General features: G+C 34.8%; 15 protein-coding genes. 3 read left to right on the top strand and 12 right to left on the bottom strand.

Annotated features, from left to right (window positions below; translation table 11 throughout):
• Positions 1–182: 182 nt before the first annotated feature.
• The 9 genes from KA878_RS11660 to KA878_RS11620 form a co-directional block, all read right to left on the bottom strand.
• Positions 183–407 (bottom strand): DNA-dependent RNA polymerase auxiliary subunit epsilon family protein, encoded by a 225-nt coding sequence (locus tag KA878_RS11660; RefSeq protein WP_053030174.1) that lies wholly within the window; start codon positions 405–407, stop codon positions 183–185.
• 159 nt (positions 408–566) lie between these two features.
• Positions 567–1,202 carry an ABC transporter ATP-binding protein gene (locus KA878_RS11655; protein WP_193838690.1) on the bottom strand — a complete coding sequence of 212 codons (636 nt, stop codon included), beginning with the start codon at positions 1,200–1,202 and terminating at the stop codon, positions 567–569.
• Positions 1,195–1,962, bottom strand: coding sequence for an ATP-binding cassette domain-containing protein (locus KA878_RS11650; protein ID WP_193838689.1), 768 nt, complete (start codon positions 1,960–1,962; stop codon positions 1,195–1,197). Before KA878_RS11650 ends, KA878_RS11655 begins: the two co-directional genes overlap by 8 nt.
• The gene (locus tag KA878_RS11645; RefSeq protein ID WP_019165743.1) at positions 1,929–2,696 is read right to left on the bottom strand and encodes an ABC transporter permease; all 768 of its coding nucleotides are present in this window, start codon (positions 2,694–2,696) and stop codon (positions 1,929–1,931) included. The genes KA878_RS11650 and KA878_RS11645 overlap by 34 nt, the downstream gene beginning before the upstream one ends.
• Positions 2,696–3,652 (bottom strand): ABC transporter permease, encoded by a 957-nt coding sequence (locus KA878_RS11640; protein ID WP_196334685.1) that lies wholly within the window; start codon positions 3,650–3,652, stop codon positions 2,696–2,698. The genes KA878_RS11645 and KA878_RS11640 overlap by 1 nt, the downstream gene beginning before the upstream one ends.
• Positions 3,653–3,654: 2 nt before the next feature.
• Positions 3,655–5,208 carry an ABC transporter substrate-binding protein gene (locus KA878_RS11635; RefSeq protein WP_193838687.1) on the bottom strand — a complete coding sequence of 518 codons (1,554 nt, stop codon included), beginning with the start codon at positions 5,206–5,208 and terminating at the stop codon, positions 3,655–3,657.
• The gene (locus tag KA878_RS11630) at positions 5,205–5,897 is read right to left on the bottom strand and encodes a class I SAM-dependent methyltransferase (RefSeq protein ID WP_193838686.1); all 693 of its coding nucleotides are present in this window, start codon (positions 5,895–5,897) and stop codon (positions 5,205–5,207) included. Before KA878_RS11630 ends, KA878_RS11635 begins: the two co-directional genes overlap by 4 nt.
• A 169-nt stretch (positions 5,898–6,066) precedes the next feature.
• Positions 6,067–7,428, bottom strand: a complete 1,362-nt coding sequence (gene brnQ, locus KA878_RS11625) for a branched-chain amino acid transport system II carrier protein (RefSeq protein ID WP_193838685.1) — start codon at positions 7,426–7,428, stop codon at positions 6,067–6,069.
• A 230-nt stretch (positions 7,429–7,658) separates the two neighbouring features.
• On the bottom strand, positions 7,659–8,858 hold the full coding sequence (locus tag KA878_RS11620) for a GTP-binding protein (protein WP_193838684.1): 1,200 nt from the start codon (positions 8,856–8,858) through the stop codon (positions 7,659–7,661).
• Positions 8,859–9,116: 258 nt separating this feature from the next.
• Between KA878_RS11620 and KA878_RS11615 the strand changes: the two genes are divergently transcribed.
• Genes KA878_RS11615 through mntC form a run of 3 tightly spaced genes read left to right on the top strand, consistent with a single transcriptional unit; the run spans position 9,117 to position 11,615 of the window.
• Positions 9,117–9,860 (top strand): metal ABC transporter ATP-binding protein, encoded by a 744-nt coding sequence (locus KA878_RS11615; RefSeq protein WP_193838683.1) that lies wholly within the window; start codon positions 9,117–9,119, stop codon positions 9,858–9,860.
• Positions 9,853–10,689 carry a metal ABC transporter permease gene (locus KA878_RS11610; protein ID WP_053030184.1) on the top strand — a complete coding sequence of 279 codons (837 nt, stop codon included), beginning with the start codon at positions 9,853–9,855 and terminating at the stop codon, positions 10,687–10,689. Before KA878_RS11615 ends, KA878_RS11610 begins: the two co-directional genes overlap by 8 nt.
• The gene (gene mntC, locus KA878_RS11605) at positions 10,686–11,615 is read left to right on the top strand and encodes a manganese ABC transporter substrate-binding lipoprotein MntC (RefSeq protein WP_193838682.1); all 930 of its coding nucleotides are present in this window, start codon (positions 10,686–10,688) and stop codon (positions 11,613–11,615) included. The genes KA878_RS11610 and mntC overlap by 4 nt, the downstream gene beginning before the upstream one ends.
• A gap of 496 nt (positions 11,616–12,111) precedes the next feature.
• Here mntC and KA878_RS11600 read toward each other — a convergent pair whose 3' ends face one another.
• From KA878_RS11600 to KA878_RS11590, 3 genes are all read right to left on the bottom strand, one after another.
• Complete coding sequence (locus KA878_RS11600; RefSeq protein ID WP_193838681.1) at positions 12,112–14,007, bottom strand: glycosyltransferase family 2 protein; 1,896 nt, start codon at positions 14,005–14,007, stop codon at positions 12,112–12,114.
• Between the two features lie 16 nt (positions 14,008–14,023).
• Positions 14,024–15,091 (bottom strand): acyltransferase family protein, encoded by a 1,068-nt coding sequence (locus tag KA878_RS11595; RefSeq protein ID WP_193838680.1) that lies wholly within the window; start codon positions 15,089–15,091, stop codon positions 14,024–14,026.
• Between the two features lie 571 nt (positions 15,092–15,662).
• Positions 15,663–15,797, bottom strand: a complete 135-nt coding sequence (locus KA878_RS11590; RefSeq protein WP_312883989.1) for a MepB family protein — start codon at positions 15,795–15,797, stop codon at positions 15,663–15,665.
• Between the last annotated feature and the right edge of the window lie 19 nt (positions 15,798–15,816).

Genomic DNA, 15,816 nt, shown 5'->3' with positions numbered 1-15,816 from the left:
CTTGTAGAATTTCTTGATGAAATTCTCTTTGCTGGGGCCCCGACCCCCGCAAGGATGACTAAAACTGAGAAAAGCTTTGTTAAAGCGCCTTCTCAGTTCAGTCAGCTACTGCGAATTTGCAAAATAGCTTCATTATATTATTTATGTCCCGGACTCTTCTAATGATTCACAGTAACGGACGATTAATCTAAATAATTTTCAGCATGTTCAAGTCCGAAGTGTTCATTTTTTTCTTTTTCTTTTTCATACGCTTCTTGAGAGATTTTAGTAATACTCTCAACTGCATAACTTACTTTTTTCGCAAATTGCTCAACTTCTTCTTCATTTTTAGCTAATACAAAGACCGTTAAGATATTATCATCTACGATATCTTTGTAATGTTGGTAACGTAATTTATATATATTCATGTGACAATCCCCCTATAAAAGTTAAAAACCTTATGCCGTTTCATTTTTCATGAAAGGTTTAATTAGTAAAATATGCCCTGTTTTAAATAGTTTCAAACTTCTTTATTGTTTACGATTTAAAACAGGCTGAGGGAGGTGACGTGTGACTATATTTCAACGCTACTGATTCCATTGTTTGAGCGGTAATTGAATACCGTTAAATCGGCTTAAGACATATGCATCATGTGAAATAATGATTAATTGCGTCGTCTTTAAAGACATTAGCATTTGAAGTATCGCTTCTTCATTAATGACATCTAAGTTGGTTGTAGCTTCATCCAATATGAGGATCTCTGGTTCTAATATTAAAGCTTTAGCTATCCAAACGCGTTGAAATTGACCACCACTTAACGTCGATACTTTCTGCTTAAGTATATCGTGTGGTAAGTTACACTGTTCAAGCACTGCTTCAATACTTGATGTATAACGCTGTTTGTCTACCTTGTAATTCTTAAGTGGTTCTAATAGTGTAGCTAACACCGTTTTACGCTGATTTAAGGTATCACGTTGATATTGAGGTACATATTGGATGTGCTTCATCCACTCTTTAGACGTATAAGATTCACGTAAGCGCCCATTAAGATATAATTTGCCCTGATAGTCCGTATCTAAGCCAGCGATAATCTTGGCTAACGTAGATTTACCACAACCACTCTCACCACTTATGAGTAAGTGCTGGTCATTCATTGTACATGATATCTCTTTAAATATCAGTTGCGTATCTATATATTTGGTTAATCTCTCTATTTTAAGCATAAGGTTGTCTCCGATGTGCAATCGCAATTAATTTTTCCGTGTAACTATGTGTCGGCTTAGTTAAGATTGACGCCGCCTCACCACTTTCTATCAATTGACCTTGCTGCATAATACTAATATGCGTGGCAAAATCTTTCACTAAGTTAATATCGTGTGTGATAAAAACGATGGTCATTTGGTAGCGTTCTTGTGCCTTAAGAAGGTAATGCATAAACTTTTTAACATTGTCTTGATCAAGTGCACTCGTCGGTTCATCTAAAAATAAGTAGTCCGGACGTCTAATTAATGACATTATAAAGGCGACACGTTGTGCCATACCTCCACTAAGTTCAAAAGGATAACGCTCAAGTAATTGTTCCCCTTGTCTTAAGCCAAGTAATTGCATCATCTGTAAGACATCATCCTTAATACGCTGTTTTGTCAGATGTGTGCGATTGGCTTCATAAATGTATTGGAAATGCTTAGCTAATGTTATATTTTGAAACATATTACTTTGAACATCTTGAAACACTGCATCTGTTTTAGTTAAATCGATGTCAATATCTCCTTGATAACTTAATTGTGGCCGCTTCATTCCAAGTATTGTTCTTGTTAACAGTGATTTTCCACTGCCACTTTCACCTATAATGCAATGAAATGCACCTTTAGTTACTGTCAAATCAACATCTTTTAACAATACTTTCTCTTGATTTAAAATCGATAATTGATTGACGTTGACTACCGTATTTACTGCGTTATTTTTTTGTTGATGATTTGACATAATAAGGCGAAACCTCCTAACAATACACCAGGGAAGAAGAAGAGCCACGGTGCGCCGTTGAAATAACTTTTCCCATCAAAAAGAATGGTTCCTAACTCAGGCGTCGGCGGTTTAATACCTAGTCCTAGAAAGGCAAGGCCAGATATACTGAGCATCATTTTGCCAAAGTCAGCCGTTACCAAAGCGAATATATTACTTAATAAATGTGGAATCACATGTGTTACTGTCGTTTTGAATGTTGAGTTCCCACTCAATCGTGCATATTGAACAAATGGACGTTTTTGAATATCTCGCGTTAAATTTCTGAAGTAACGTAAATAACGTCCTATCCATCCAATCGTTAAAGCAAGTATTAAACCTATCATGGAGTTACTTACTAAACTTAAAATGACTAATGCGATAATAAATGACGGAATAGCCAACAACATATCAGCAACAAACATAATGATTTGATCTAACCATCGTCTTTCTATGCCTGCAATTAAGCCAAAGATAAGTCCCATACAAACACTTAATAGAATCACTATACCTGTCAAACTCAATGTGACAAGACTACCGACAATCAGTCTTACTAAGAAGTCTCTGCCTAATTGATCGGTACCCAACCAATGTTGTCCATTAGGTGACTCAAGTGGGTTCAAATGTTGCGTGTCTTGCATTAAACCATACGTCACTAATACAACTATCAAACTTAATAGTGAACCTATTGCGATGTACGTTTGATATTTTTTCATCACATCGCACCTCTTTTCTCATTGCCTGACTGCTGGGTATGACGTCGTCGAAGTCTAGGTTCATTCTTCAAGATAATCATATCGCCTAAATAATTCATTAGCATAATAAAGACGATGATAAAGATGACAATGCCCTGAATTAGTGGATAATCTCGTTGGTTAATAGCATTAATCAACAATTTACCTATTCCAGACATGCTGAAGATGACTTCAAGTATTACGGCTTTTCCAATTAAATGAATGACACTGTTAATTGAAATGGTCATTAGTGGTGCAAATATCTCTTTAATTTGTACGATGATACGCGCTTTTAATGAGAAATGTCTTAACTGCGCAAGTTGATACGCATCTTGATCTAACGTTTGCGCAATCAGATGCGCTGTCATCAATAAGATATGACACCCTTCTATAACAACAATTGTGAAGATGGGCAGCACAAAGTGTTGCCATGAATCACTACCTACAAATGGTAACAATTGCCAACGTACGCCTAAATAATAAATGAATAAAATAGCTAACCAGTATTCTGGCATTGAGGTCATCACTTGGGCGAATCCACGAATTCCATTAGCATAACGTGTATGCGGACGCGTCCCAACGAAGTAACCAACAATATAGCCAAATGGCAACATGATACAACTAGAGACAATGATTAGCACAAGCGTCGGCATGATGGCTTCCATTATCATAGCGGTAACCGGTTCGTTGGTACTAAAGCTGTATCCTAAGTTGCCCGTAAGTGCATGTCCAACCCAATCGATATATCTTAGTAACACATGTTGTCCTAAGCCAAGTTGATGTTGTGCCGCTTCAATATTGTCTTGCGTAATCGATGTATAACCATGACGTTGTAGATACAGAATCGCTGGATTACCAGATGTCTTCTCAACTAAAATGAAGATAATAAACGAACTTACGATTAAATAAAGTATGAATTTAATTGTACGTTTGAGCATTGTTATTCATTAACTTTCAACGCTTTATAATCAATTGGTGCATCCGTAAGTCCAGAGAATTTGAATTGTTTTACTTTATCACTCACTACAAACGTCTCATTTGGATAAGCAATTGGCACACCATAGTATTGTTGATTAAAGTGTTTAAATATGTCATCAAACGAACGCTGTTGGTCTTCTTTTGATACGGTTGATGGGAAATCGTCTAGCTGTTGCGTTAATGTTTCATCATCAGCTAACACCCCTGGTTGACCATCATTATTTTTAAACACTGAACTCATAAAGTTGTAAGGCATTAATGCATCTGAATATGTTCTATAGAAAATCAAATCATAGTCTTTTTTCGTCCATAATGTATCATAGTATGATTGTGAATCTAACGTCTTCACATTTAACTTAATACCGGCTTGTTTAAGCTGACGTTGCACTTTTTCTGCTTTATCTTTCCAACTTGGGAACTCTGCAGTTTGAATGACTAAGTTAAATGATAAAGGTTTGCCATTCTTTTCAAAGATGCCGTCATCGTTTTTATGATAGCCTTCTGATTTAAGTAATCTTTCAGCCGCTTTCATATCATAATCGTGTGGCTGTTGATTATCTTTAGTCACAAATTGTACGTTCTTCTGGAACAAACCATTTACCGATTTGCCCGCAATGTCTTTCGCATCGATGCTCTTACTTATCGCTTCACGAATTGCGCGATGATTTAATACATCATTTTTAGGGTTAAATGCCATAAAGTGACTTACTGTGCTAGGTCTATCTTCAATCGTTAAGTTCTTATTTTTCTTATCTTGTTTGATTTGTTCATCTGAGAGCATACCTAAAGCACCACCAGAAATATCTACAGAACCACTTTGTACTGCAGAATTTCTTGAGTCCCCATCTTCAATCGTTTGGAATGCAAGATGATAATTGACTGGGTGACCATTGTCGAAATATTTATTTGGCTTCATTGTCGTTTTTTCTTTACCAGTTTTATCAACAACAAATGCACCTGTTCCAATCGCTTTTTCAAATTTACCGTTTACTTTACCATCTTCTACTGAATGTGGACTCATAATACGCAACGGTCTCACTTGTGTTAATTCATTTAACACTTGATTTGATGGAGATTTCAATCTAATTTGGACCACGTGATCATTTTTAACAACGACCTTATCTAATTTTTTTAACGTTTCTACAGTCGTATCTTTATTCATCGCTTTCGCACGATCAATTGAGAATTTCACGGCCTTAGCATCTAATGCTGAACCATCTGAGAATTTAACGTTCTTTTTCAAATGGAATTCATAAACTTTCCCTGATTCATCCACGCGCCATTTATCTGCTAAACCTGCTTTAACGCCCTTATCTTTGTCGTATTTAACTAATGCATCATACACTGCACTATAAACGGGCATCGCTGCATCATAGCCTTGCGCGTCAAGTTTATCCGCCTTTGCTTCGGTAGGTAGCGATACCGTAACATCTTTATCTTCTTTTTGACCATTGCCACAACCTGCTAATAAGAGCGTAGCACTTGCTGCTACTGTCATTAATATACGTTTCTTCATTTCTCAGTACCTTCTTTCACTCTTGCTTTGATTAAAAATGATTCTTCATATAATGTTTGTAAATAATCATTTGGTGATAAATAAAAATCGCTATAATGTGTTAAATCAATGACGTCAGGTACAGGCTCTTTCATCACTGCAACTTCAAATCCTGCATCCACAAAGCTATCAACGATATGTTTTAGAGAGTGATTTTGAGACGGTGTGGCACCATATTGATTAATCGTATCATCCATAAACTGACGACTCGGGTTATGAGTTAAATCCGCGAATGAAGCGTAATAAACGCCACCTGGTTTCAATACCTCTTTTAAATCTTTCGCATGTTGCGGAATATCCTCTATTAAGTACAAGACAGACGTACTTACAGCCGTATCAAATAGGTGCTTCGTTTCTTGTGGTTTATCTGTTAAATAGTATGTAAGTGGACGTTGTCCTTTTAATGTCTCTGCCTTTTCCAAAGATAAACGTGCTAAATCGATGCCAACACCTTCTTTAAACGGAGTTGTATCGTATAATTGTCGTAAAAATCCGCCTTGATTACATCCCACATCTAAAATCGTTTTCCCTTCGATGTCAGATGTATCAAGCATTTCTATCGTTCTCTCCCAAGCTTCTTGATGGTCTCGTGCCATATCATCATCTGATTCTTGACCTTTTTGCCACCAAACGTCATAAGTCTTAGTCATTTCATTCTCCTCGCTTACTTCAAATCGTAATAATTACGTTTTAAATAGTACTACACTATGTACATTTACACAATAAGAATTTTTTAAAGTCATGAATGAACGCAAAAAAATAAGCTATGGGCGCGGGACATTGATCGATGTCCCAGGCTCACAGCTTATAACTGCATATTTATTGTGTTTGTGTATGTCTACGAGAACGAATTGAATAAACGATTAGTCCTATAATAAATCCTATAATTGCTGGAACGATCCAGCCCATGCCAATTGTAAAGAATGGTAAATAGTGTTCGGCAAAGCCAATGAATGCTTGTGCGAATGATGTTTTCGCAAAGAATTCTGGACTTGCATTGATGCCGTCAAAGAATGCTGCAAACATAGTAAAGAACGTTGTAAATTTATAAACAATTGTCGAATGATTAAATAATGGGCTGACAAGTGTTAATAAAATAAGTGTAATCGCTAATGGATAGATAAACATAAGTACAGGTGTTGAATACATAATGATCTTAGTTAATCCGACATTCGCGAAGATACAGGCAAGTAGTGCGACACCTGTTGCCAACCAAAGGTAATTCATTTTCGGGAATAGTTCTGTGAATGTTTCTGAAAAGGCAGTTATTAAACCAATCGCCGTCTTCAAACATGCCACAATAATAATTAGCGATAAGATGATAATGCCATAATCTCCAAGATAGTGTTGCGCGATTTGAGCAAGTGCGATACCACCATTTTCACTCACTTTAAAATGGCCTAAACTCATCGTACCCATTAAAGCAAGTAACGTGTAAATCACGCCCATTCCTACGATACTTATAAATCCTGACTTAAACGTTTCTTTAGCAATCCCATTCGGATTGGTAATACCTAATTTCTTAATCGTTGTCACAATGATAATCCCGAATGCGAGTGATGCGAGTGCGTCTAGTGTATTATAGCCGTCAATAAAGCCTTTCAATAAGACGCTATTACTATAGTTTGCACTTATTGGCGCATGACTAATACCACCCATAGGTTTAATAAACGCTAAGACAACTACGATACCTAGCAATACTAGAAATACTGGATTTAAGAATTTGCCTATGTAATCTAAAATTTTAGATGGCTTCCTAGAGAAAAACCATGCTATTAGAAAGAATAAAATACTGAATATCGGTAACACTAACTTTCCAGTGCTTGCCGAAATAAATGGTGAAAATGCAATTTCATACGATGTTGTTGCAAGTCTTGGTAACGCAAAAAACGGTCCAATTACTAAATATAGGGCAATTGTAAATGCATATGCATAGCCTTTACTCACTCTAGATGAAATATCGAAAACGCCATTCGTTTTAGAGATACCGATGGCTACGATACCTAGGAAAGGTAACCCAATCGCTGTAATTAAGAATCCTAAATTAGCAAGCCAAACATTGGCACCTGCTGTTTGTCCAAGATGAATAGGAAAGATTAAATTTCCTGCACCAAAGAATAAACCAAACAACATCGAACCAATAAATATATTTTCTTTGATTGAAAGTTTCTGTTTCATCATGTGTTACATCTCTCCTATTATGTGTTTACTAGCTATTATACATAAATTTAACATCTATTTGTTCAAAATATTCAATAAATTTAAATCATCACTATATTCAATGGATGATGCCATAAAAAAGACACCTCGTAACGGGCGTTTTGATTATTCCACGCAATCTACGAGGTGTTATCGTCCATCCTAAGCCACGTTGTCTTTCAAACATTAACTACTGGAACGATGGTATGATATTAAGCTTTTCGAATTTGCCATTGATATGGATCTTCTAATTGATTCCAATCACTACCAATTTCATCGCTATTTACTAAGCATTGATCTAATTCCTTTACAATTTGTTCTTGATCTAATTCTGTACCGATAATTACAAATTGTGTATTTCTGTCACCATATTCGATATCCCAACTTTCGGCAACATCTGGTCGTTGATTAAGAATTTGTTCTCGTTGTTCTGGCGACATTGCAGCTACCCAATACGTTACCGGACTAATATTACAAGATGAACCTGCTTGAGATAATAAGCATGCAACTTGATTATATTGTGCTAACCAAACAATCCCTTTTGCACGAACAATGTTATTAGGCATTTGTTCTAACCAATCATTGAAACGTTTCGCGTGAAACGGTAAACGTCTTGAATAGACAAATGATCCAATCCCATACTCTTCTGTCTCAGGTGTATGTTCAGCGTGACCACCTTCAGTTAATTCTTTTATCCAACCTGCAGAATTACTTGCTTGTTCAAAATCAAAGCGACCTGTATTTAACACATCATTGATATCCACTTCGGAATTTGTCGTTTTGATTAATTTAGCATCCGGTTGTAATTTTCTTAAGATGTTTTCTAATTTTGTTAATTCCGCTTCGGTAACTAAATCCGTCTTATTGATCACTAACACATCACAGAATTCGACTTGATCAATGAGTAAATCGGCAATTGAGCGTTCATCTGTTTGGTCTGCACCTTGATCACGATCTACAAGTAAATCTTCAGAATTAATGTCATTAATAAATCGGTTCGCATCTACAACAGTTACCATTGTATCTAATCGACAAATAGAAGTTAAATCAATACCTAATGCATCGTCAATATAAGAGAAGGTTTGTGCAACAGGTACCGGTTCAGATATCCCTGTAGATTCAATCACAATATAATCAATATTTCCTTTTTCTACTAGACGCTCAACTTCTTGTAATAAATCATCTCTTAACGTACAGCAAATACAACCATTAGATAATTCGACTAATTTTTCATCTGTTCGAGATAACCCGCCCCCATCAGCAACTAAGTCTTTATCAATATTTACCTCACTCATATCATTCACAATAACCGCAATTCGACGGCCTTCACGATTATTTAAAATGTGGTTAAGTAATGTTGTCTTACCTGATCCAAGATAACCACTCAATACCGTTACAGGTATCTTGCCCATAAAATCATACCTTTCTTTTTATAAATCGTAATTATTACGTTTTATATTTTACATTTAAATTTTTAATTGTCAATCAAACTAATGATAATCAAATGTAGCCATATCAATGATTAACGCTCACTCTAGAACTTATTTACCGAAATGAATTAATACTCTTTCCACACTTTTATTAACTATCACGACTTGACACGCTCTATTTTCGGAAGTTATTATGAAATAAATTAGGTTAACCTAAACTTTTATTTAGGAGGTAGTTTGTTGATAGAAATTAACAACATGAATTTGCATTTAAATCATAAACATGTGCTGAAAGATATTTCTTTAAAGATTCCAATATCAGGAGAAATCATTGGCATCATGGGGCCCAACGGTGCGGGTAAGTCTTCATTGCTAAAAAGCTTGATCGGAACGTTTAACGCTAGTGGCGAGATGTATTTATATGGCAAATCCATACATAAACAATTGCAATACATTACATACATTCCTCAAAAAGCGCAATTAGACTTAGACTTCCCAATCAATGTTGAGAAAGTCATTCTATCTGGCTGCTATCAAACCATTGGCTGGTTCAAACGTGTCGATCATGCGTCTAAAACAAAATTTCAAAAACTATTAAGAGACTTAGATTTAGAAGCGTTGCAATACAAACAAATTTCCGAGCTCAGTGGCGGTCAATTGCAACGTGTTCTTGTAGCAAGAGCATTGATGTCTGATAGTACAGTTTATTTATTAGACGAACCGTTTGTAGGCATCGATTTTAATAGTGAGCAACTTATTATGGAGAAACTTCGTCAATTAAAGGCGCAAGGTAAGCTTATTCTTATCGTGCACCATGATTTATCTAAAGCAGAAGACTATTTCGACCGTATTCTTTTACTGAATCGTACAGTTAGATTCTTTGGTTCTAGTCATCAAGCAATGCAGCCCCAATATCTCAATCGCACATTTTTATTTAATGTGACTTCTACGTTTAATGAAGGGAGTGACATAGCAAATGACTGATTTCATTCAACATTTATTTGATTATCAGTTCTTAAATCGCGCTTTAATTACATCTATTATAGTGGGCGTGGTTTGTGGGACTGTCGGAAGTTTAATCATCCTTCGTGGATTATCGTTGATGGGAGATGCGATGAGTCATGCCGTTTTACCTGGTGTGGCGTTGTCATTCTTATTCAATATTCCGATGTTCATCGGCGCATTAGTCACTGGCATGATTGCAAGTTTATTAATTGGATACATTTCAAATAATAGTAAAACAAAGCCAGATGCAGCGATTGGCATCAGTTTCACTGCATTTCTCGCAACGGGTGTCATCATTATTAGTCTGATAAACAGCACGACAGATTTACATCATATTTTATTTGGTAACTTACTCGCGATTACCCGACAAACATTTTGGACAACCCTTATTATTGGTGCCATCGTGATGTTACTGATTGTCATATTGTATCGACCATTAATGATTTCAACGTTTGATCCAACATTCAGTCGCGTAAGTGGGTTGAATACTACAGTCATTCATTATTTTGTAATGCTCTTACTCGCCTTAGTCACCGTTGCTAGTATTCAAACTGTTGGCATTATCCTAGTCGTCGCATTACTTGTTACACCGGCATCGACTGCCTTTTTAATCACAAAGAATCTTTATTCAATGATGATTGTAGCAAGTTTGATTGGCGTAGTAAGTTCGATTGTCGGATTGTACTTTAGCTTTATTTACAATCTTCCAAGTGGGGCAACGATTGTCATTGCAACATTTAGTATATATATCTTGACCCTTCTCTTTTCAAAATTAAAAACAAAGTATAGAGGTGTACACACAACATGAAAAAATTTATTCCATTACTTATTGCATTGATTCTAGTTCTAGCAGCGTGTAGTTCAAATTCTAGTGACCAACATTCTAAAAATCATGACAAATTGAAGGTTGTCACAACCAATTCCATTATTTATGACATGGTCAAACAAGTCGGTGGTGACAAGGTAGACGTCCATAGTATCGTACCTGTAGGACAAGACCCGCATGAATACGAAGTGAAACCGAAAGATATTAAACAACTTACTGATGCAGATGTTATCTTCTACAATGGTTTCAATTTAGAATCTGGTAACGGTTGGTTTGAAAAAGCTTTAGAACAAGCTGGCAAATCTACAGATGATAAGTCAGTCTTCGCGGTGTCTAAAGGCGTTAATCCTATTTATTTAAATGGTGAAACAGGTAATAAGGACAAGATTGATCCACATGCATGGTTAAGTTTGGATAATGGTATTCAATACGTTAAGAATATTCAAGAACAACTTGTGAAAGCAGATGCCTCACATAAAGCAGACTATCACAAACAAGGTGATGCTTATCTTGCTGAACTTGAAAAGTTAAACAAAGACAGTAAAGATAAATTCAATGATATTCCAAAACAAGAACGTGCTATGATTACAAGTGAAGGTGCCTTCAAATACTTCTCAAAAGCCTTTGATATCAAGCCAGGCTATATTTGGGAAATCAATACTGAGAAACAAGGTACACCGTCACAAATGAAACAAGCTATCAAGTTTGTTAAAGACAATCACATCAAACATTTATTAGTTGAAACAAGTGTAGATAAAAAATCTATGTATAGCTTATCTGAGGAAACTGGTAAGCAGATTTACGGAGAAGTCTTTACCGATTCAATCGGAGAAAAAGGCTCTAAAGGTGATTCATATTATAAAATGATGAAACACAATATCGAAACAATCCATGGAAGCATGGAATAGACTTAATTAAAACAACGCAATTAAGAAATTAAATTAATATTATTATCATCCTCCTATTAAAATAGCCAGTAAATGAATTTTTAGGAATTCATTTACTGGCTTATTATTTTTTATATGCTTAGTTAACATCTAGATCCTAAAGCAGCTCTTGGATGGATAATCACTCACATAAGTTGCTTCGCGTTCCTGGGGTGCTGTCTCTAAAGTAGTTCTTAAATGGATCTTCATTTCACTTAAGTTGAGACGCTTGCCTAGGGGGCTGGGTCGAGCCTTGGTCTCGACACTCATCCTGCTCCCTCAGGCGTCGCTCAACTACGTTCCATTACCCATTTTAGAACTACTTACTTAAGTGTGTGAGCACTTACGTTCATCAACCCTAGCTTGCTTTGCTTGTAGATTTTCTTGTTGAAAATCTCTTTGCTGGGGCCCCGCACACAACGTCATTCGATGTCCATCTTTGGAACTAATGAATCCTAAGTCATAAATAAATGTCGTATTATTTGATTATCTCAATAAAATCCTTATTTGCTGTTAAGAATAGCCCTTCTTGTGTTACGAGTCTTGGTGTTGCGTTCTTAGTATAAATAATGTCTTTAATAGTCAGTACATCTTCTTTTTTAAGTTTACCTACTACATTATCTTTGAAATTACGTGAGTCATACAATTTACAAGCTTTTATAATTTTCACAGTTTTAGGCACCTTAGTAATATACTGTTCTAAACCTGCTGTGTTAATCAAGGTAATAAAGTCTTTATTCGCTGTTATAACGCTACCATCTTTTAATATCAGACGCGGTGTACCATTCGATGTATATTGAACATCTGATACGTCTACTCTAGCACCGGCTTCTAAACTATCGATTTGTTCATTAAAAGATAAGTCTTTGTATACTTTAATTTTTTTCAAGGTCATCATAGGATTCATGACTTTAGTGAAATATTTATGCGCTATATCTGTTGATTGTTGCGCTTGGTTTTCGTTTTCTTTATGAATGAATTCAACTTTAAAACTTTGACGTTTCATTTTATAGACATCATTGAAACTAGGATATGAGGCATATACTAATGATTGTCCTGATTCACCATACTTCACATTAAAATTAACATCGATGTTGCTATCTAACTTTTTAAATTCATCATGTGCAATATAAAGTCTATTGTCATTAAATTGGTACGCCACTTCATATTCATTAAATGCATTGTTGATTTCAACCATACTCACCGAACTAATGCTGATATCATCTGGTTTCATGACGTGAATGACTTCATATTTCTTGTCTTCTACCATTTGTGTTCCTTCGTAGACTGGATAGCAATCAACAGCAGTTGCTTGAATCATGTCGTATGGATGAACGAAATCTCTGAAGACCATGCCATCTTGAATGATATAACGCCATTGGTTATATACGACATCTTTCGTAAATTGAATAAATACCGATTCATCTGCATGATGGTATAACGTATAAATCTGCTTAAATACTGGATTCGTAATCAAAGTGTTGATATCAATACCATGCGCATTTAATGTTTGTTCGACTTTATCAAATACAGCATAAAATGCCTGTTTATCCATAGATTTAATAAATGTCTTCGTACGAAGGAATCTCGAGATAAAGTCTACTTCGACCATTCTTGATAAAGCCATATGTTTAAGTTGTGTAGGCATGTCCATTCGACACGTTCTATCTAGAATCGCTAAATTCAAGCTTGCTTTATCTAACATTGATGTTTGTTGTACTAACGATTTGTTTTCATCATAGCGATTCACGTGATACATAGGTTTTGTCGACATTGTAATCTTTTCCACTTTAGAAAATAGTTGGAAGAAAAATAATTTATCTTCACCATATTTCATATGCTCAAATTCAATATGATTTTCCATAACTAAGCTTCGTTTAAATACTTTTCCTGGTGGCCCTACTGCTCTAAAGAGTTTACTAATATCTTGTGGTTTTAAATGAGACGCGTCTTTATAGCTAGTGAAAAAGGAATGATATGCCACGTTTTTTGACGTATGTTTGTAACTTTGACCCAGGCCAAAATCAGCATCATCTGCATTCACTTTCTCAATTACTTGTGGGAAGCCGTCCTTATCCAACCAATCATCCGCATCAAGTAACGTAATATACTTGCCTTGTGCTTCTCTCATTCCAATATTTCTAGGTTCAGAAGGACTACCTGTATTTTCAGGTAATTGAATTAACTTTATAAAGTCATATTCCTTTTCATATGCCTTGATAATGTCAACCGATTGATCCGTCGAACAATCATCTACAAATATTGCTTCAATCGTGCTTTTGTCTATCTTTAAATCAATTAATGACTCTATACACTTTTTTAAAAAATGTTCTTTATTATACACAGATATAATAATTGAAACTACTTTAGCCATCATTATCCCCCACTTTTTAATCAACTAAATTTTGTTTATAACTTTGATAGTACGTTTCATATTTCATCTTCCCTATGCCACCAACAATATACTTACCAAATTTACTTAAGTTCATAACGTAGGCGATACATATTGAGAATGTCACGGTTAACGTAAACGTAAATAATATGTTTAATAACGGATGATCATGTAGTGCTCCTAATCGATGCACGAAGAAGTAATGAATTAAATAAATTGAAAATGAATAATTACTTATGAAAATAATAAATCTTGGAACATACTTGAAATAAGATGCAATTAAAAAGAATAGTAAAATGACTAATGTCACATAAATAGGTGTATCAAAGCGTTTAGAATCAACTAAAGTTAAAATGCCAAACAAGTAATTAAAAATGACAAATATAGTAACGATGATTGTCCCACTCACAATATGGACTGTATATTTTTGAATGTTACTCATTAATTTTTCATAGTGATAACCCATATAGAAACCTAATAGGAAGTAACTCAACCAGCCAACAAAGATCATCCAACCTTCTCTTTGCCATAACCAATTAAAATAAATTGATTCTGGTGCGGGAATGAAATTTCTCATAGCCCAGAATAAAGAAGTAATCATCAGTGAATAAATAATTAATTTGATGGGATTAAGTTTGACCAAATATTTAGCAAATAATGTATGTAATAAATAAAACTGAAAAATGATTACAATAAAATAGGTTAATGTTCCACCACGAAACATCATAAAGACTACAGAATCCATGTAATCTTCAAAATTCTTAGGATGTCCATAAACATAAGCAAGTCCTAAATTAATGATGATATATGGAATACCTAACGTTAGTAACTTTTGCTTAAAGAAGCCATCTTTAACTTTCGTTTTATACTGCTTAGCTAACAAGAATTCTGAAATAAAAACAAACATCGGTGTTGCGTATAACAATAACAATTGAAAGATTCTTAACAAGTAGCCTTCATTTGGCATATCGAATTTATAAAAGGTCGTTGTTATTGTATGTATCATGACAACACTTAAACAGGCGATTGTCCTCATCCAGAAAATAATCGATGTATAAACCCTCATTTGTATTCTCCCTTTTTCATACTAAACTACGATTGTTTTATATTTGAATTCTCAAAAAAATCGCAATCAACACTTATTATACAATAGTAATTTATATAACTTCAAAAAAATATAAATCAAATCGTTTTAAACATGCAATCAATGAAAAAATCAAAAAAATAGCACGCTAACTCAATAGCATGCTGTCAATCAAAGATATTTATCTTTTCAGTTTTTTTATAATGATACAAATTCCGAAAATCAGTAAAACATATTGGAATACGTTGCCTATTACTTGGACAACAATATAAAAAGGAATGATAAAAAGCAATGTTCCAAAAATGATAGAGAAAAATAATATGACAAAAGACAAGTCCTCAGACACATCTTGTCTTAATTTGTTTCTCAACAATAATCTAATTAAATCATTTACGAAAAACACGCACTTCCATATACAATACATAAACACAGCCAGTAAAAATATGGAATAAGGTACGACGACTAACATTTGAATGAGTGCAATAATACCGTCCATGTATTCTCTCCATTTATTTATAAAATTATTTGTTACTGTAAAACGTAGATTGGGTATTTATTCATGCGTTATCTCATTAAAATATGCACACTGCCATGCTTGTGTCTTCGTTGCCGTTTGATTTAATTCTGTCTCCCACGGTGGGTACACTCTTAATGCCATTTTTCCTTTAAACGCATCACTTTTTAAAATACCTTTCTAGCAAGTGATA

This window comes from Staphylococcus sp. GDY8P57P (assembly GCF_017892585.1).
In the GTDB taxonomy this organism is placed as follows: domain Bacteria; phylum Bacillota; class Bacilli; order Staphylococcales; family Staphylococcaceae; genus Staphylococcus; species Staphylococcus borealis.
This window is presented reverse-complemented; position numbering and strand designations above follow the sequence as displayed.